At 71.1% G+C, this 18,142-nt stretch carries 13 protein-coding genes; 11 read left to right on the top strand and 2 right to left on the bottom strand.

Going from position 1 to position 18,142, the window contains the following annotated elements; genetic code table 11:
• The first annotated feature begins 171 nt into the window (after window positions 1-171).
• From FO470_RS11720 to FO470_RS11670, 11 genes are all read left to right on the top strand, one after another.
• Window positions 172-873, top strand: coding sequence for a response regulator transcription factor (locus FO470_RS11720; RefSeq protein WP_144343136.1), 702 nt, complete (start codon window positions 172-174; stop codon window positions 871-873).
• Complete coding sequence (locus tag FO470_RS11715; protein WP_144343135.1) at window positions 873-2,252, top strand: ATP-binding protein; 1,380 nt, start codon at window positions 873-875, stop codon at window positions 2,250-2,252. Before FO470_RS11720 ends, FO470_RS11715 begins: the two co-directional genes overlap by 1 nt.
• Window positions 2,253-2,522: 270 nt before the next feature.
• The gene (locus FO470_RS11710; protein ID WP_144343134.1) at window positions 2,523-2,990 is read left to right on the top strand and encodes a glycine zipper domain-containing protein; all 468 of its coding nucleotides are present in this window, start codon (window positions 2,523-2,525) and stop codon (window positions 2,988-2,990) included.
• Between the two features lie 196 nt (window positions 2,991-3,186).
• Complete coding sequence (gene ccmI, locus FO470_RS11705) at window positions 3,187-4,341, top strand: c-type cytochrome biogenesis protein CcmI (protein ID WP_144343133.1); 1,155 nt, start codon at window positions 3,187-3,189, stop codon at window positions 4,339-4,341.
• Window positions 4,342-4,343: 2 nt separating this feature from the next.
• Window positions 4,344-4,790 (top strand): cytochrome c maturation protein CcmE, encoded by a 447-nt coding sequence (gene ccmE, locus FO470_RS11700; RefSeq protein WP_144343132.1) that lies wholly within the window; start codon window positions 4,344-4,346, stop codon window positions 4,788-4,790.
• Window positions 4,787-6,790, top strand: a complete 2,004-nt coding sequence (locus FO470_RS11695) for a heme lyase CcmF/NrfE family subunit (protein ID WP_144343131.1) — start codon at window positions 4,787-4,789, stop codon at window positions 6,788-6,790. The genes ccmE and FO470_RS11695 overlap by 4 nt, the downstream gene beginning before the upstream one ends.
• A 5-nt stretch (window positions 6,791-6,795) precedes the next feature.
• Entirely contained in the window at window positions 6,796-7,296 is a 501-nt protein-coding gene (locus FO470_RS11690) for a cytochrome c-type biogenesis protein (RefSeq protein ID WP_144343130.1), read from the top strand.
• A gap of 92 nt (window positions 7,297-7,388) precedes the next feature.
• Window positions 7,389-8,957: a Do family serine endopeptidase gene (locus FO470_RS11685; RefSeq protein WP_144343129.1), complete on the top strand. Its 1,569-nt coding sequence runs from the start codon at window positions 7,389-7,391 to the stop codon at window positions 8,955-8,957.
• 291 nt (window positions 8,958-9,248) lie between these two features.
• Complete coding sequence (locus FO470_RS11680; protein WP_200837893.1) at window positions 9,249-9,929, top strand: response regulator transcription factor; 681 nt, start codon at window positions 9,249-9,251, stop codon at window positions 9,927-9,929.
• Window positions 9,913-11,322, top strand: a complete 1,410-nt coding sequence (locus FO470_RS11675) for a sensor histidine kinase (protein WP_144343127.1) — start codon at window positions 9,913-9,915, stop codon at window positions 11,320-11,322. Before FO470_RS11680 ends, FO470_RS11675 begins: the two co-directional genes overlap by 17 nt.
• A 59-nt stretch (window positions 11,323-11,381) precedes the next feature.
• Window positions 11,382-14,408 (top strand): bifunctional [glutamine synthetase] adenylyltransferase/[glutamine synthetase]-adenylyl-L-tyrosine phosphorylase, encoded by a 3,027-nt coding sequence (locus tag FO470_RS11670; RefSeq protein WP_144343126.1) that lies wholly within the window; start codon window positions 11,382-11,384, stop codon window positions 14,406-14,408.
• A gap of 31 nt (window positions 14,409-14,439) precedes the next feature.
• On the opposite strand, the gene FO470_RS11665 is transcribed toward FO470_RS11670, so the two are convergent.
• Both FO470_RS11665 and FO470_RS11660 read right to left on the bottom strand, forming a co-directional pair.
• Window positions 14,440-15,555, bottom strand: a complete 1,116-nt coding sequence (locus FO470_RS11665; protein ID WP_144343125.1) for an NAD(P)/FAD-dependent oxidoreductase — start codon at window positions 15,553-15,555, stop codon at window positions 14,440-14,442.
• Window positions 15,556-15,564: 9 nt separating this feature from the next.
• Window positions 15,565-17,769: a PAS domain-containing sensor histidine kinase gene (locus tag FO470_RS11660; protein WP_144343124.1), complete on the bottom strand. Its 2,205-nt coding sequence runs from the start codon at window positions 17,767-17,769 to the stop codon at window positions 15,565-15,567.
• Window positions 17,770-18,142: the final 373 nt, after the last annotated feature.

Raw genomic sequence — 18,142 nt, 5'->3', positions numbered from 1 at the left:
GCGCCGACACCGGTCCGACCATCCGGCAGGTGAAGGCGCACAACGCGGTGGGGCGCGAGCTGTGCGGGTGGCGGGGAGCGCCGGCGGCCTCCTGACCTGACAGCGGCGCCGTTGGGTGGCATTCTCCCCGCGCCGCGCCCGCTTCGCGCGGCGATGCGTCGAGGAACTGCCGTGCGCCTGCTCGTTGTCGAGGACGATCCCGATCTCAACCGCCAGATGTATGAGGCGCTGAACGACGCCGGATACGCCGTCGACCGCGCCTATGACGGGGAAGAGGGCCACTATCTCGGCGAGACCGAGCCCTATGACGCGGTGGTGCTCGACATCGGCCTGCCGAAGATGGACGGGCTCTCGGTGCTGGAAGCCTGGCGCCGCGAGGGGCGCAAGATGCCGGTGCTGATCCTCACCGCGCGCGACCGCTGGAGCGACAAGGTGCAGGGCTTCGACGCCGGCGCCGACGACTATGTCGCCAAGCCCTTCCACATGGAGGAGGTGCTGGCGCGCATCCGCGCCCTGCTGCGCCGCTCCGCCGGCCACGCGGCGAGCGAACTGACCTGCGGGCCGGTGATGCTCGACACCCGCTCGGGCCGGGTGACGGTGGACGGGCGGCAGGTGAAGCTGACCTCCCACGAGCACCGCCTGCTCGCCTATCTGATGCACCATACCGGGCGCGTGGTCTCGCGCGGGGAACTGGTCGAGCATCTCTACGACCAGGATTTCGACCGCGATTCCAACACCATCGAGGTGTTCGTCGGGCGGCTGCGCAAGAAGCTCGACGTCGACGTGATCCAGACCGTGCGCGGGCTCGGCTATCTCCTGGCGGCGCCCGAGAGCCCACGCCAGGAGGCGCCGTCAAAGGGAACGCCCGGCTGATGCGCACCGGCTCGCTGGCGCTACGCCTGTTCATCTCGGCGACGGTGATCAGCGGCGCCGTGCTGACGATCACCGGCTTCGCGCTGCATTCGGTCTATCGCGACGCGGTGGAGCGCGCCTTCGACCAGCGGCTCGACGTCTATCTCAAGACCATCGTGGCGGACGTCGCCAACTCCGCCACCGGCAGCATGCCGGAGCCGACGACGCTCGGCGACCCGCTGTTCAATTTCCCGATCTCCGGCTGGTACTGGCAGATCACCCGCACCGACGGGGCGGCGCCGCAGGTGAAGACCTCGCGCTCCCTGCCGGAGGGCAAGCTGCCGCTGCTGTTCGAGCGCGAGGGCCGGTCCGACGTCTCGGGCCTGCGCGAGGGCTATGCGAAGGGCCCGGCCGACCAGAACCTGCGCATCGTCGAGCGCGTGGTCGATCTCGGCGAGGACGGGCGCTACGCGGTGGCGGTGGCGGCCGACGCCGGCGAGATCGAGGAGGAGGTGCAGGCCTTCGACCGCGCGCTGGAGCTGACGCTGGCGGTGCTGGGCGGAGCGTTCCTGCTCACCCTCGTCTTCCAGGTGCTGTTCGGCCTGCGCCCGCTAAAGCGCATGCTCGCCGCGCTGCACGACGTGCGCACGGGACAGGCGGACCGGATCGTCGGCGACTATCCCGTCGAGATCGCCCCGCTCGCCGCCGAGGTGAACGCGCTGATCGAGACCAACCGCGAGATCGTCGAGCGCGCCCGTACCCATGTCGGCAACCTCGCCCATGCGCTGAAGACGCCGATCTCCGTGCTGCAGAACGAGGCCGCGCGCGCCGCCGCGCAGGGCGACCCGCTCGCCGCCAAGGTGGGCGAGCAGGCGGAGATCATGACGGGGCAGGTGGCGCACCATCTGGAGCGCGCCCGCATGGCCGCGCGCGCCTCGGTGGTCACCACGGTGGAGGAGGTCGGGCCGATCGTCGGCAAGCTGGCGGGGACGCTGGCCAAGGTCTATCGCGGCCGGGGGATCGAGGTGGAGGCGGAGGTCGCCGACGGCGTGCGCTTTCGCGGCGAGCGGCAGGATCTGGAGGAGATCCTCGGCAACCTCGTCGACAATGGCTGCAAATGGGCGCGCTCGCTGGTCGAGATCGCCGTGGCGCCGGTGCCGGGGACGGCGGGCGAGCGCGACTATTTCGAGATCACCATCGACGATGACGGGCCGGGGCTGACGCCGGAGCAGCAGGCCGAGGCGCTCAAGCGCGGCAAGCGGCTCGACGAGACCCGGCCCGGCTCGGGGCTCGGGCTGTCGATCGTCTCCGAGCTGGCGGGGCTCTATGGCGGCCGGCTGGGCCTCGACCGCTCGCCGCTCGGCGGGCTGCGCTGCGTCGTGCGGCTGCCGGCGGCGTAGGAATGCGACACGGAATGTGACCAGGGCGCTTGACGCCTCGTCATGGCCGGGCTTGGCCCGGCCATCCACGCCTTCGGTTCGGCGTGGAGCGCCCGGCAAGTCGTGGATCCCCGGGGCCGAGCCCGGGGATGACGGTCCATAGGCGGTGTCGGCAGACCAATTGCGCGTCGACCTGCGGTGTCCCGATATAGGTGACGGAGCCGCGCTTTCGCCCTATTCCTCACGCTTGGTGCGGCAAAGTTCCGTGACTGTGCTGGAGGGATTCGTTTCATGCGCGCATACCAACTCGTCGCCGTCGGCCTGGTCGGAGCCACCCTTGCCGGGTGCAGCACCGCCCAGGAAAACCCGAACACCGTCGGCGGCGCGGCTCTCGGCGCGCTGGCGGGCGGCGTGATCGGCGCCGCGGCCGGCCGCAACGTGGCGGGCGCGGCCATCGGCGCCGCCGTGGGCGGCCTGATCGGCGGCAGCATCGGCAACGCGCTGGACCAGCAGGATCGGGCGCGGGCGCGCGACGCGGAGATGCAGGCGCTGGAATACGGCAACCCCGGCGCGCCGGTGAGCTGGCGCGGCGACAGCGGCGCCTACGGCACCATCGTCCCCGGCCCGGCCTATGCGCGCGGCGGCTCGCCCAAGTGCCGCGAGTTCACCCACACCATCTATATCAACGGCCAGCCGCAGACGGCGCGCGGCACCGCCTGCCGCAACCCGGACGGCACGTGGTCGCCGGTCGCGGGCTGACGCCGGCTTCCGGTCACGGCTGACGCCTTGGCCTCTCACGGGCGCGGTGCGGACCCCCGCACCGCCGACCTGTGGCGGGTTGACGCAAGGTCCCGTCGCGCTCTCGCGACTGTGAGCCTGCGGCGATCGGACTGAGGCTGTTACGGATTGGCGACGGCGTTCCGGTCGGCTACCTCAGCGCATTAGAGGAAGACTAATGTTGCTGTGGATCGCCTTCTCGCTGATGACCGGCGCCGCCATTCTGGCGGTGCTTTGGCCTTTGCGCTCCGTGGCTGCCGGCGTGCCGGCGGCGGCCAGCGCCGCCGAGGCCGACCTTGCCGTCTATCGCGACCAGCTCGCCGAGATCGAGCGCGACCGCGAGGCCGGGCTGATCGGCGCGGCGGAAGGCGAGGCGGCGCGCACGGAAGTCGCCCGTCGCATCCTGCGCGCCTCGGCGGAGGCGGAGCAGCAGAAGGCGGCGTCGAAGGGCGCGGACACGCGCCGGCGCGCCGCTGCCATCATCGCGCTGATCGGCGTGCCGGCCATGGCCGGCGGTCTCTATCTTTTCCTCGGCTCCCCGCTCTATCCGCCGCAGCCGCTGGCCCAGCGGCTGGAGGCGCGGCCCGACCAGACCGACATCGCCATCCTCATCCGCAAGGTCGAGACGCATCTCGAGGCCAACCCGAATGACGGGCGCGGCTACGAGGTGGTCGCGCCGATCTATTCGCGCCTGGGACGGCTCGACGACGCGGCGCGCGCCTGGTCGAACGCCATCCGCCTGCTCGGTTCCAACGCGACCCGCCAGACCGGCCTCGGCGAGGCGCTGACCACGCAGGCCGGCGGCGTGGTGACGGCGGAGGCCAAGGCGGCCTTCCAGGCGGCGCTGGCCGCCGATGCCAAGGACCCGAAGGCGCGCTATTTCCTCGGCCTCGCCGCCGAGCAGGACGGCAAGCCCGCCGAGGCGGGCCGGATCTGGGGCGCGCTGGCGGCGGATTCCCCGCCGGATGCGCCGTGGCTGGGGCTGGTGCGCGAATCCATGGCGCGCGTCGGTGCCACCCCCGCCCCCGCGCCGGCGGGAGCCGTTGCCGGGGCGCCCGGCCCGAACGCCGCCGATGTCGCGGCCGCCGAGAGCCTGACGCCCGAGCAGCGCAGCCAGATGGTGCGCGGCATGGTCGAGCGCCTCGAAACCCGTCTCGCGGAGGACGGCAACGACATCGAGGGCTGGCTGCGCCTGATGCGGGCGTGGAACGTGCTGGGCGAGGCGGAGAAGGCCAAGGCCGCCGCCGGCGAGGCCCGCGCCCATTTCGCCAAGGACGAGGGCGCGCTCGGCCGCATCGATGCGCTGGCGCGCGAACTCGGTCTCGGGAGCTGATCATGACCCGCAAGGGACGCCGCCTTCTCCTCATCTCCTGCGCGCTCGGCGTGCTCGGCGTCGCCGCCGGCGTGGTGCTGTTCGCGCTCAACGACACCATCGTGTTCTTCCGCTCGCCGAGCGAGATCGCCGCCGAGCGGACCGCGCCCGGCACGCGGCTGCGGCTCGGCGGGCTGGTGAAGGACGGCAGCGTGGTGAAGTCCGACAACACCCATGTGCGCTTCGTCGTGACCGACGGCGGGGCCGACGTGGCGGTGAACTATGTCGGGCTGCTGCCGGACCTGTTCCGCGAGGGACAGGGCGTGATCGCCGAGGGCGTGATGGTGCCCGACGGCAGCTTCCGCGCCGACAGCATTCTCGCCAAGCACGACGAGAACTACATGCCCAAGGAAGTGGCCGACGCCCTGAAGAAGCAGGGTGTCTGGAAGGAAGGGGAGACGGCGCAATGAACCCGGAGATCGGGCATTACGCGCTGGTGCTGGCGCTCGCCGTCGCCATCCTGCAGACCGCCCTGCCGATCTGGGGCGCGCGCACCGGCGACGCGGCGCTGATGCGGGTGGGGCCGGTGCTGGCGCTGGTCTTCGCCGGCTTCGTCAGCCTTTCCTTCGCGACGCTGGTCACGGCCTATGTGCAGTCCGATTTCTCGGTGCTGAACGTCGTCGAGAACTCGCACTCGGCCAAGCCGCTGCTCTACCGCATCACCGGCACCTGGGGGAACCATGAGGGTTCCATGCTGCTGTGGGTGCTGGTGCTGGCGATCTTCGGGGCGCTGGTGGCGCTGTTCGGCGGCAACCTGCCGGCCCGCCTGAAGGCGAACGTGCTGGGCGTGCAGGGCTCGGTGGCGGTGGCCTTCCTGCTGTTCATCCTGCTGACCTCCAACCCCTTCATCCGCGTCGTGCCGGCGCCGGCGGAAGGGCAGGACCTCAACCCGATCCTGCAGGATATCGGCCTCGCCATCCATCCGCCGCTGCTCTATCTCGGCTATGTCGGCTTCTCCATCACCTTCGCCTTCGCCGTGGCGGCGCTCATCGAGGGGCGGCTCGACGCCGCCTGGGCACGCTGGGTGCGGCCCTGGGCGCTGACCGCCTGGGCCTTCCTGACGCTGGGCATCGCCATGGGTTCCTACTGGGCCTATTACGAGCTCGGCTGGGGCGGCTGGTGGTTCTGGGACCCGGTCGAGAACGCCTCGCTGATGCCGTGGTTCGCCGGCACGGCGCTGATCCATTCCGCCGTGGTGATGGAAAAGCGCGACGCGCTGAAGGTGTGGACGGTGCTGCTCGCCATCCTCGCCTTCTCGCTGTCGCTGCTCGGCACCTTCCTCGTGCGCTCGGGCGTCCTGACCTCGGTGCACGTCTTCGCCGCCGATCCCTCGCGCGGCGTGTTCATCCTCGCCATCCTGATCTTCTTCATCGGCGGCTCGCTGGCGCTCTACGCGCTGCGCGCGCCGACGCTGCGCCAGGGCGGCATCTTCGCGCCGGTCTCGCGCGAGGGCGCGCTGGTGCTGAACAACCTGCTGTTGACGGCGGCGGCGGCGGCGGTGTTCGTCGGCACGCTCTACCCGCTGGCGCTGGAAGCCTATAACGGCGCGAAGATCACGGTCGGGCCGCCCTATTTCAACCTGACGGTGGGCGTGCTGATGCTGCCGGTCGCCTTCGCCATGCCGTTCGGGCCGCTGCTGGCCTGGAAGCGCGGCGATCTCGCCGGGGCGGCGCAGCGGCTGATGGCGGCCTTCGGCGCGGCGCTGGTGGTGGCGGCGCTCGCCGCCTATGCACAGGGCGGCGGCCCGGTGCTGGCGCCGTTCGGCATGGGGCTGGCGGCGTTCGTGATCATCGGCGCGGGAGTGGAGATCTTCGAGCGCGCCGGCTTCGGCCGGGTGCCGCTCGCCACCGCCTTCGCGCGCCTGCGCGGCCTGCCGCGCTCGGTCTTCGGCGGGGCGCTCGCCCATGCCGGCGTCGGCATCTGCCTGCTCGGCATGATCGCGGAGACGAGCTGGAACGCGGAAGGCGTCGCCGGCGTGCGGGTCGGCCAGAGCCTGAATGTCGGCGGCTACGAGCTCACCCTCGACCGGCTGGAGCCGCGCAGCGGGCCGAACTACCGCGATCTCACGGGAGTGTTCTCGGTGCGGCGCGGCGGGGTGGACGTCGGCACGATCGAATCCTCCAAGCGCCTGTTCACCGCCCGCAACATGCCGACCACCGAGGCCGGCATCCGCACCCTCGGCCTCAGCCAGCTCTATGTGAGCCTCGGTGACGAGCTGCCGGGCGGCGCGGTGGGCGTGCGCGCCTACTGGAAGCCGCTGGTGACGCTGATCTGGCTCGGCGCCGTCATCATGGCGCTCGGCGGGGCGCTGTCGCTGACCGACCGGCGCCTGCGCGTTGGGGCGCCCAAGCCCGCGAAGAACAAGTCGGCGAAGAAGCCGGAGAACGTCGTTCCGGCGCCGGCGGAGTGAGCGGGATGCGTGCGGCGATCGCCCTCTCCCTGCTGGCCCTGACGCTGGTCGTCCGCCCGGCGGCGGCCGTCCAGCCCGACGAGATCCTGCCCGATCCGGTACAGGAGACGCGAGCGCGCGAGCTCTCCAAGGAGCTGCGCTGCATGGTCTGCCAGAACCAGTCGATCGACGATTCCGACGCGCCGCTGGCGCGCGACCTGCGCCTTCTGGTGCGCGAGCGCATCACGGCCGGCGATACCGACCGCGAGGTGCTGGACTATCTCGTCGCGCGCTATGGCGAGTTCGTGCTGATGCGCCCGACCTGGCATGGGGCCAACGTGCTGCTGTGGGGGGCGCCCTTCGCCGTGCTCGTCATCGGCGGCTTCGGCCTGTGGGTGGCCTATCGGCGCCGCGCCGCGACCGTGCCGGCCGCCGCCGCGCTCAGCGCCGAGGAGGAGGCGCGGCTGCGCGACGTGCTGGGCACGCACAGTGCCGGCGATGCTCCGGCCGACGTTACGAAAGTTTAACGCCGCCGCCAGCCTGCGTTAAGGAGACGCCCTCTACGTTCCCGTTCAAGCCTCCCTGAGGGGAGTGAGATTTGTCGAACGAGGAACGACACATGTCGCGCAACGCGCTCAACCAGACCCGCACCGCTTCGTCCACCCTGCGCGGGAGCCGTTCGCGGCTGCTCGCCGGCGTCTTCACCCTGGTGCTCGCCGGTGGCGCCGTTGGCGCCTTCGTGATCCCCGAGACCGTCACCCCCGCCTTCGCCCAGCTCTCCACCAACCAGCCGGCCGGCACGTTCTCCTTCGCCGACATCGTCGAGAAGGTTTCCCCCGCCGTCGTCAGCGTGAAGGTGAAGAAGGACGAGGAGCAGGTCGCGGCGAATGGCGACGAGGACTCCCTCGGCGGCCAGAACGTTCCCCCGCAGATCGAGCGCTTCATGCGCCGCTTCGGCTTCGGTCCCGGCTCTCCCGGCGGCCCCGACATGGGCCCGCGCCGCGGCCCCGGTCACCGCGCCGTCGTCGGCCAGGGTTCCGGCTTCTTCATCTCGGCCGACGGCTATGCCGTGACCAACAACCACGTGGTGGACGGCGCCTCCGAGGTCGACCTGACTACGACCGACGGCAAGACCTACACCGCCAAGGTGGTGGGCACCGATCCGCGCACCGACATCGCGCTGATCAAGGTCGACGGCAAGTCGGACTTCCCGTGGGTGAAGCTCGCCGAGAAGGCGCCGCGCGTCGGCGACTGGGTGGTGGCGGTCGGCAACCCGTTCGGCCTCGGCGGCACGGTGACCGCCGGCATCGTCTCGGCCCGCGGCCGCGACATCGGCTCGGGCCCGTATGACGACTTCATCCAGATCGACGCCCCGATCAACCGCGGCAATTCCGGCGGCCCGACCTTCGGCCTCGACGGCGAGGTCATCGGCGTGAACACCGCCATCGTCTCGCCCTCGGGCGGCAATGTCGGCATCGCCTTCGCCATTCCCTCCGAGACCGTCTCCGAGGTGGTCGCGGCGCTGAAGGAAGGCGGCCAGGTGGCCCGCGGCTATGTCGGCGTGCAGATCCAGCCGGTGAGCGACGATGTCGCCGAGGCGATGGACCTCAAGCAGGCGGAAGGCGCGCTGGTCGCCCAGGTGCAGCCCGGCACGCCCGGCGAGAAGGCCGGCCTCAAGCCCGGCGACATCGTGACCGCGATCGACGGCGCGACCATCAAGGACTCCCGCGAGATGTCGCGCGAGATCGCCCGCAAGAAGCCCGGCACCACGGTGAAGCTGAGCGTGCTGCGCGACGGCAAGGCGATCACCGTGCCGGTGACGCTGGAGCAGCTCCCGACCAACGTTGCCTCGGCCGACAAGGCCCAGGGCGGCGAGGAGCGTGAGCAGGGCGCCCGCGACGTGCCGCGCCTCGGCCTCTCGCTGGCTCCCGCCAAGGGTGTCGCCGGCGCCGGTGACATCGGCGTGGTCGTCACCGAGGTCGATCCGAACGGCCCGGCGGCCGAGCGCGGCCTGAAGGCGGGCGACGTCATCCTCGACGTCGGCGGCAAGCCGGTGATGACCCCCGCCGACGTGCGCGACGGCCTCGCCGCCGCCAAGAAGGACAACCGCAAGGCCGTCCTGATGCGCGTCAAGTCCGAGCAGGGCACCCGCTTCGTCGCGATCTCCCTCGGCGATCAGCGCGGCTGATCCCCGGCGGACCTGAGAGTTCCGGTTGCGGCTCGTTCCGTCGCCCCTTGGGCTGCGGCCGGTTCGGTGGCGCGGGGAGTCCGAAAGGGCTTCCCGCGTCATCTTTTTCGCAGGGGCGCAGGCACGGCTTCCCTGACCATGGGAGCGATAGGCGCGAGGCTCGAAATGACGTACATGGTGACGAATTCGAATCCCACCGCCGCCGCCGATTCCCCGTCGCGTCACGATGGCCCGGTCATCGACCTCGTGGATATCCGGCGGGCCACCCGCGAGTCCGCCGAAGAGTCCCCCATGCGCCTGCTCATCGTCGAGGACGACCGTGACGCCGCCGACTATCTGCGCAAGGCGTTCCGCGAGACCGGCCATGTCGTCGACGTCGCGTCGGATGGCGAGGAGGGCCTCGCCCTCGCGCTGGACGGGGGCTACGACGTGCTGGTCATCGACCGCATGCTGCCGCGCCGCGACGGCCTGTCGCTGATCACCGAGCTGCGCGGGCGCGGCGACAAGACGCCCTCGCTGATCCTTTCCGCCCTCGGCCAGGTGGACGACCGCGTGACCGGCCTGCGCGCCGGCGGCGACGACTACCTGCCCAAGCCCTACGCCTTCTCCGAGCTGCTCGCCCGCGTCGAGGCGCTGGCGCGGCGCGGCGGTCCGCAGGCGACCGATACGACCTATCGCGTTGCCGATCTCGAGCTCGACCGGCTGGCGCATCGCTGCACCCGCGCCGGGCAGGAGATTCCGCTGCAGCCGCGCGAGTTCCGCCTGCTCGAATATCTCATGCGCCATGCCGGGCAGGTGGTGACGCGCACCATGCTGCTGGAGAATGTGTGGGACTACCATTTCGACCCGCAGACCAACGTGATCGACGTCCACGTCTCGCGCCTGCGCTCGAAGATCGACAAGGGCTTCGATCCGCCGCTGCTCCATACGGTGCGCGGCGCGGGATACATCATCCGTGACGGCGCTCGGTAAGCTCATCCGCACCACCGCGTTCAAGCTGATCGCGGCCTATCTGCTCGTCTTCGCGGTCTTCGCCGGCTCGGTCATCGCCTATCTCGGCTGGCACACGCAGCGTCTTGTCACGCGGCAGGCGATCGAGGCGATCGAGAACGACACACGCTTCATGCAGGCGCAGTTCGAGCGCGGCGGCATCTCGCGCCTCGTGCAGGTGGTGACGCGCCGCGCCCGCGCGCCCGATGCCGGGCTGCTGCTGCTGACCAGCTTTTCGGGCGAGCCGCTTGCCGGCAACGTGCTGAACCTGCCGCTGAACTTCCTCGACAAGGAAGGCTGGCGGGAGATCGACTATGTGCGCTCGGAGGAGGCCGCCGGGCCGCCGAGCCGGGCGCTGGTGCACGTCATCTTCCTGCCGGGCGAGTTCCGCCTGCTGATCGGCCGCGACATCGTCGAGCGCGAGGAACTGCGCCAGATCATCATCGGCCCGGCGGTGTGGGGGCTGGTGCTGCTGGTGGTGCTCGGCGTGGCCGGCAGCCTGTTCGTCACCCGCCGCGTGCTCAAGCGCATCGACCAGATGACGGCGATCTCCGACGGCATCATGGCCGCCGATCTTTCCGGGCGCCTTCCGGTCGCCGGGACGGGCGACGAGTTCGACCGCCTCGCGCTCAGCGTCAATGCCATGCTGGAGCGCATCGCGGCGCTCATGGCCGGGCTGAAGGAGGTCTCCGACAACATCGCCCACGATCTCAAGACGCCCCTGACACGCCTGCGCAACCGCGCCGAGGACGCGCTGCGCACGGCGAGCGGCGACGAGGAGTGGCGCGCCGCGACGGAGCAGACCATCGAGGAATCCGACGGGCTGATCCGCACCTTCGACGCGCTGCTGATGATCGCCCGCGCCGAGGCCGGGCAGGCCAGCGCGCGCATGGTGCGCTTCGACCTCGCCGATACCGCTTCAAGCGTCGCCGAGCTCTACGAGCCGGTGGCCGACGAGGCCGGGCTCGACCTCGTGGTCGAGGCGCCGGGGCCGCTGCCGATCCACGGCGTGCGCGAGCTGTTCGGGCAGGCGCTGTCCAACATGATCGACAACGCGATCAAGTACAGCGCGCCCGACACGCCCGGCGAGCGGCGTGAGATCACGCTGACGGCGACGCGCGAGGGCGAGCGGGCGCGCCTCGTCGTCGCCGACCGCGGGCCCGGCATTCCCGAGGCGGACCGGCCGCGCGTGCTGGAGCGTTTCGTGCGGCTGGAGGCGAGCCGCACCCGTCCCGGCTTCGGGCTCGGCCTGTCGCTGGTTTCCGCCGTGGTGCACCTGCACGGTGGCACGCTGTCGCTGGAAGGCAACGATCCGGGCCTGCGGATCGTTATCGAGCTGCCGCTCGATCTTTCGGATGAGACGCCGCCGGCGTGACGGCGGGAGCAATCACCGGCGGATCGGGGTAAGGTTGCCGCAGAGGGAGGCGGATACGTATGGCGGCGCGGCGGGGCAAAGCGGCGGGCAAGGCGGGAGCGGCAAAGGCGGCGGGAGCGGCGGTGCGGCCGGGGGCGGACGAGCGCAGCCTCGTGGCATGCCTGCGACACGACGCCGGCTTTCCAGTGCCGGACGGGCTGCCGGCCGCGCTGAAGGATGCCATTTCCGACGCGCCGAAGGCGGTGCGCACGCGCATCGAGACCCTGCTGGCGGCACAGCCGCAAGCGCGCGCCGTGCTGGCCGGCATCGCCGACCATTCCCCATTCCTGACCGACCTGATCCGCGTCGACCCGGCGCGGCTGGTGCGGGTGCTGGAGGGCGATCCCGTCGACACGCTCGCCGCCGCCCGCGCCGCCACTGTGGCGGCGCTGGAGGCGACCAGGGACGAGGACGCGGCGATGGCGGCGTTGCGCCGCCTGCGGGCGGAGACGGCGCTGACCGTCGCGCTGGCAGACATCGGCAACGTGTTCGACCTCGCCACGGTGACGGCGGAGCTGACCGCGACGGCGGACCTCGCCATCGCGCTGGCGGTGGATTTCCTCGCTCGCGAGGCGGTGGGCGCGCGCAAGCTGAAGAAGGTCGGCGACGAGGGGCTCGGCTACACCGTGCTCGCCATGGGCAAGCACGGGGCGCGTGAGCTGAACTATTCCAGCGACGTCGACCTGATCGTGCTCTACGACCCCGAGGTCGCGCCGCTGGGCAAGGACGTGGAGGCCGCGCCCTTCTTCGTGCGGATGACCCAGCGCCTGGTGAAGCTGATCCAGGAGCGCACCGGCGAGGGCTATGTGGCGCGCGTCGACCTGAGGCTGCGCCCGGACCCGGCCTCGACGCCGGCGGCGCTCTCGGTGGACGCGGCGCTCGATTATTACGAGCGCGAGGGCGCCACCTGGGAGCGCGCGGCCTATATCAAGGCGCGCCCCATCGCCGGCGACATCAAGCTCGGCCACGCCTTCCTGCGCCAGCTCGCCCCGTTCGTCTGGCGGCGCGCGCTCGACTATGCCGCGGTGGCGGAGGTCCATGCGATGAAGCAGGACATCCACGCCTTCCGCGGCCATGAGGCGATCGCGGTCGAGGGGCACAATGTGAAGCTCGGGCGCGGGGGCATCCGCGAGATCGAGTTCTTCGCCCAGACGCAGCAGCTCATCGCCGGCGGGCGCGACCCGCGCCTGCGCACGCCGCGCACGCTGGAGGCGCTCGCCGTGCTGGCGGAGACCGGCTGGATCGGCGAGACGGCGCGGGCGGAGCTGGATGAGGCCTACCACTTCCTGCGCCGTGTCGAGCATCGGCTGCAGATGGTGGCGGACGCGCAGACCCATACCCTGCCCGAGGACGAGGAGGCGCTCGCCGGCTTCGTGCGGTTCATGGGCTATGAGGACCGCGCGGGCTTCGCGCAGGCGCTGACGGCGCGGCTTGCCCGCGTGCAGGACCATTATTCCAAGCTGTTCGAGGACGCCCCGCCGCGCGCGGTGGTGGAGGGGCGGCTGGAGTTCCCGCCGGCCAAGGACGACCGCGAGACGCTGGCGACGCTGAGCGGGCTCGGCTATGCCGACGCGAAGGCGGCGAGCGCCACGGTGCGCGGCTGGCTGGCCGGCGAGCCGCGGGCGCTGCGGCCCGAGAGCGTACGCGAGGAACTGGCGGCCATCGTGCCGCTGCTGATCGACGCGCTGGCGCGCGGCGGCGCTCCCGATGCCGGGCTCAACGCCGCCGACCGCTTCTTCCGCGAAATGCCGACCGCGCTGCGCCTGATGCCGGCGCTGCGGCACAATCCCGACCTCGTGCGCCTGCTGGCGACGATCCTCGGTACCGCGCCGCGGCTCGGCGAGATGCTGGCGCACCGGCCCTCGCTGCTCGATGCGCTGCTCGACCCGGCCTTCTTCGGCACGCTGCCCGACGAGCCCGAGCTCGCGGCACGGCTCGACGCCGAACTGGAGCTGGCCGAGGACGAGGAGGACCTGCTCGACCGCGCCCGGCGCTTCCGGCAGGAGCACCATGTGCTGATCGGCGTGCGCATCCTCTCCGGCACCCTGCCGGCGGCGCGGGCGGGGGAAGCCTTCGCACGGCTGGCCGACATCCTCATTAGGGCGCTGGAGAAGGCGGTCGCCGCGCGCTTTCGCGAGGCCCATGGCCGCCTTGCCGGTGCCGAGGTGGCGGTGCTCGCCATGGGCAAGCTCGGCGGGCGGGAGATGACGGCGGGCTCGGATCTCGACCTCATCGTGCTCTACGATTTCGACGAGGAGCACCCCGAGAGCGATGGGCCGCGCCCGCTCTATGGCGGGCAGTATTTCGCCCGGCTGACCCAGCGCCTCGTCAGCGCGCTGACCACGCCCACCAATGCCGGCCAGCTCTACGAGGTGGACCTGCGGCTGCGCCCGTCGGGTCGCGCCGGTCCGGTGGCGACCAGCCTGCCGCGCTTCGAGGCCTATCAGGCCGAGGAGGCGTGGACCTGGGAGCACATGGCGCTGACGCGGGCCCGCGTGGTGGTGGCCTCTCCGGCCTTCCGCGTGCGGGTGGAAGCGGCGATCGGCGAGGTGCTGCGCCGCCCGCGCGATGCGCGCCGGCTCGCCGCCGATATCGTCGACATGCGCGGCGCCATCGCCGACGAGAAGGGCGACGACGCGCCCTGGGACCTCAAATATGCGCGCGGCGGGCTGATCGACATCGAGTTCATCGCCCAGTACCTCGTCCTCGCCCACGCGGCGAATGAGCCGCGCATCGTCGACACCTCGACGCTGCGGGTGATCGAGGCGGCGCGCCGTGTCGGGCTGCTCGACGCGCAGGACGGGCAGGTACTGGCCGATGCCTGCCGCCTGCTGCACGACCTGACTCAGGTGCTGCGCCTCGCGCTCACGGGCCCCTTCGTGCCGGGCGAGGCGAGCCCGGCGCTGCGCCGGCTGCTGGCGCGGGCCGGCGCGATGCCTGATTTCTCGACGCTGGAGGCGCATCTGTTCGACACGCAGCGGCAGGTGCGGGCGGCCTTCGAGCGGCTGCTGAGCACCGAGCCGCAGCGCCGGCGGAAGCGAGCCTGAAAGGCGCTTCCTCCTCGTCGGAACGAGGGAGCTAGGCGAGCTTCTCCGCCACCCGATCGGCGATGGCGAGGCTGGCGGTGAGGCCGGGGGACTCGATGCCGAAAAGCTGCACCAGCCCCGGCACGCCATGCTCGGCCGGGCCGTCGATGCGGAAGTCCGCCGCCGGCGCGCCGGCCGGGACGATCTTCGGCCGGATGCCGGCATAGGCCGGGTTCAGCGCGCCGTCCGGCAGCGCAGGCCAGTAGCGGCGGATGGCGGCATAGAACGTGTCCCCGCGCGCCGGATCGACATCGTAATTCGGCGCGTCGATCCATTCCGTGTCCGGCCCGAAGCGGGCCTGCCCGCCGAGGTCGAGCGTCAGGTGAACGCCGAGCCCGGCCTGTTCCGGCACGGGATAGACGAGGCGGGAGAAGGGCGCCCTGCCGGACAGGGTGAAATAGGAGCCCTTGCAGAAATAGGCGGGCGGGATCGTCTCGGCGGGAATGCCGGCGATGGCGCGGGCGAGCGGCACCGCGCCGTGGCCGGCGGCGTTGACGAAGATGGAACACGTGAGCCGCATCGGCTCGGCCCCGCCGACCTCCAGCACGATGCCGTCCGCCGTCACCTCGCCGCGCAGCACCGGCGCGTTGAAGGCGATCATGCCGCCCGCATCTTCCAGATCGCCGCGATAGGCGAGCATCAGCGCGTGGCTGTCGACGATGCCGGTGGAGGGCGAGAGCAGGGCCGCCTCGGCGGAAAGCGCCGGCTCCAGCGCCCGTGCCTGCGCCCCGGTGAGCGGTTCGAGATCGGTGACGCCGCAGGCGCGGGCATGGGCATCGATGGCGGCGAGCCGGTCGGTTTCCGCGGCGCTGGCGGCGACGATGAGCTTGCCGCAGCGCCGGTGCGGGATGCCGCGCTCGGCGCAATAGGCATAGAGCGCGTCCCGCCCGGCGACGCAGAGCCGGGCCTTCAGCGTGCCGGGGGCATAGTAGATGCCGGCGTGGATGACCTCGCTGTTGCGCGCGGAGGTGTCCGAACCGACGAGCCCGGTCGCCTCCAGCACCAGTACCTCGCGCCCGCGCAAGGCCAGCGCGCGGGCGACGGCGAGGCCGATCACCCCGGCCCCGGCGACCACGCAGTCGACCGACGATTCCTCACTGGCGCTCATGCGGCGATCTTATTCGGCGGGAACGCTGCGGCCACTGCGATATTGCAGCGCCGGCCGTCCGTTGAGCGGCAGGCGGATGACGATCGTGGTGCCGACGCCTTCCGAGGAGCGGATGCGCATCGTGCCGCCATGCAGCTCGACCAGCGACTTGGCGATGGCGAGGCCGAGGCCCGATCCCTTGTGGGTCTTGGTGAACTGGCTTTCCACCTGCTCGAACGGCTTGCCGATCTTGGCGAGCGCGCTCCTGGGGATGCCGATGCCGCTGTCCTCGATGACCAGCAGGGCGGCGCGGGCGGAGCGGCGGGTGCGCACGGTGACGCGGCCCTTCTCCGGCGTGAACTTGATGGCGTTGGAGAGCAGGTTGAGGGCGATCTGCTTCAGCGCCCGCTTGTCCGCCTCGATGGTGACGGCCTCGTCGGAATCGGCGCTGATGGTGAGGTGCTTCTCGTCGGCGCGCACCGACATGACGCGGATCGCGTCGGCGATCACTTCGTCGAGCGCGACCGGCTGCAGGTTGAGCTGCACGCGGCCCGCTTCGATGCGCGACATGTCGAGGATGTCGTTGATGACGTCGAGCAGGTAGCGGCCGGAATCGCGGATGTCGCGGCAGTATTCGTTGTACTTGTCGCTGCCGAGCGGGCCGAACAGGCCGCTCTCCATCAGCTCGGAGAAGCCGATGATGGCGTTGAGCGGCGTGCGCAGCTCGTGGCTCATATTGGCGAGGAATTCGGACTTGGCGCGGTTGGCGTCCTCGGCCTTGGTCTTCTCGTCGGCGTAGTTCTGGGCGAGCTCGGCGAGCTGGAGGGCCTGCATCTCCAGCGTCTGCTGCGATTTGCGCAGGTCCGCGACGAGGGCCATGAGGCGCTTCTCGCTCTCCATCAGCCGCTCTTCGTGACGCTTGAGCGCGGTGATGTCGGTGCCGACCGAGACGTAGCCGCCATCCTTGGTGCGGCGCTCGGCGACCTTGAGCCAGCGGCCGCCCTCGAGCTGGGCCTCGAAGGCGCGGGCGCCTTCCTCCGGCCTGTCCTCGGGGCGCAGCGGAATGCGCACGACGGGCTGGCGGGCGAGGGAGGCGACGGCGTCGAACTCGGTGCCGGGGATGACATTGGCGTCGCCGATCCCGTGCAGCGACTGGAACTTCGAGTTGCACATCACCAGCCGGTTCGCGCTGTCCCACAGCACGAAGGATTCGGAAATGCTCTCGATGGCGTCGCGCAGGCGCATGTCGGCGGTGGCGGTGCGCTCGGCGAGGCGGCGCTCCTCGGTGACATCCACGGCGATGCCGACGAGATGGGGCGGCTCGCCATTTTCCTGCGGCACCACCTCGGCGCGGGCGCGCAGCCAGATCCAGTGACCGTCGGCATGCTTCATGCGGAACACCCGGTCGATGGTCCGGCCGGGCTTGTCGGCGATTTCCTTGGCGATGTCGTAGAGGTTGGTGTCGTCGGGATGGACGAGGCTCGCCACCTCGCCGAAGGAGACCAGCTCGTCGCGCGGCTCGTGGCCGATGATCTCGAACATCGATTCCGACCAGAACATGCGCCCGCGGCCCATGTCCCAGTCCCACAGGCCGCAGCGCCCGCGGGAGAGGGCGGTGTCGATGCGCGCGCGCACCGTCTCGTAGATGCCGTCGGCCTCGCGGGCGCGGCTCGCCTGCCAGTGGAAGGCGAAGCCGAGGATGAGCAGCACCGCGCCGGTGGTCGAGAGCAGGGTGACGGTGAGGATGGTGTCGGACTGCCAGGTGGCCAGCGCGCCGGCGAGCGGCTGCACCACGACGAGCTGCATCGGTGCGCGGGGCAGGTTGCGCACCGTGGCGAGCGCCGGCGAGCCGTCCGGCATGGCGACGTCGAGGACGCCGGCATTCTCGGCGAAGATGGTCAGCGCCTGCGTGTTGGCGAGAAGTTCGCTGAGCTCCGCCGGCGCCGTCGCGGCGTCGTCATGCGCGGCGAGCACCTTGCCGCCGGCGTCGACTAGACCGTAGCGGCGGCCATCCTCGGTGGCGCGGGGCGGCAGGCTGGATTTGAGCAGGGTGTCCGGCCCCATGGCGGCCGGGTCGTGGCGGCCGGTCTCGCTGGCGATGGCGGCGGCGAACAGCGCCAGCTCGTCCTTCGCGTTGGCGATGGCATCGGCGCGGTAGGCGCGGATCTGCACCACGGCGGCGATGGCGATGGAGGCGATGAAGGCAATGATGAGCGCCGGCACAGCCTTGCGCATGAAGGGCTCTGCGTCGACCAGCCGCTGATACGCAGGTCGCGCCACCGAGCGTGCAAGCCCTCGCATGGCTTGTACGCGCACGGACGCGCCTGCAGCGTTGGCGCGAGCCATCGCCGGCCTCCCCCGAAGTCCCAATACCCGTTCCCATCTTGATAGGAGCGATGTGCCGCATCTCTCCGAATCACCCTGATTTGAATCGAATCGGCCCCTCCCTGTCCAGAGTCCTCGGGAGTCAAGTTAACGATTCGGCAACCTCCGGGTGGTCCCGCGGTGCTGCGATACGTGGCGGAAGCCGACAGCGGCCGCGGCGGAAGGCGACAACCGCGTCGCATGGACGCCGCGCGGCGCCCGATGTTATGCGCTGACGCCCGAT

Source organism: Ancylobacter moscoviensis (assembly GCF_007559435.1).
GTDB lineage: Bacteria > Pseudomonadota > Alphaproteobacteria > Rhizobiales > Xanthobacteraceae > Ancylobacter > Ancylobacter moscoviensis.
The sequence above is the reverse complement of the archived record's forward strand: the minus strand, read 5'-3'. Positions and strand labels throughout refer to the sequence as shown.

Excerpts from the sequence above, each read along its gene's own strand:
- FO470_RS11680 (WP_200837893.1), top strand. The coding sequence starts at position 9,249 with ATGCGCCTGCTCATCGTCGAGGACGACCGTGACGCCGCCGACTATCTG.
- FO470_RS11710 (WP_144343134.1), top strand. The coding sequence starts at position 2,523 with ATGCGCGCATACCAACTCGTCGCCGTCGGCCTGGTCGGAGCCACCCTT.
- FO470_RS11665 (WP_144343125.1), bottom strand. The coding sequence starts at position 15,555 with ATGAGCGCCAGTGAGGAATCGTCGGTCGACTGCGTGGTCGCCGGGGCC.
- FO470_RS11690 (WP_144343130.1), top strand. The coding sequence starts at position 6,796 with ATGCGTGCGGCGATCGCCCTCTCCCTGCTGGCCCTGACGCTGGTCGTC.
- FO470_RS11715 (WP_144343135.1), top strand. The coding sequence starts at position 873 with ATGCGCACCGGCTCGCTGGCGCTACGCCTGTTCATCTCGGCGACGGTG.
- FO470_RS11695 (WP_144343131.1), top strand. The coding sequence starts at position 4,787 with ATGAACCCGGAGATCGGGCATTACGCGCTGGTGCTGGCGCTCGCCGTC.
- FO470_RS11660 (WP_144343124.1), bottom strand. The coding sequence starts at position 17,769 with ATGCGCAAGGCTGTGCCGGCGCTCATCATTGCCTTCATCGCCTCCATC.
- FO470_RS11670 (WP_144343126.1), top strand. The coding sequence starts at position 11,382 with ATGGCGGCGCGGCGGGGCAAAGCGGCGGGCAAGGCGGGAGCGGCAAAG.
- ccmE (WP_144343132.1), top strand. The coding sequence starts at position 4,344 with ATGACCCGCAAGGGACGCCGCCTTCTCCTCATCTCCTGCGCGCTCGGC.
- FO470_RS11685 (WP_144343129.1), top strand. The coding sequence starts at position 7,389 with ATGTCGCGCAACGCGCTCAACCAGACCCGCACCGCTTCGTCCACCCTG.
- ccmI (WP_144343133.1), top strand. The coding sequence starts at position 3,187 with ATGTTGCTGTGGATCGCCTTCTCGCTGATGACCGGCGCCGCCATTCTG.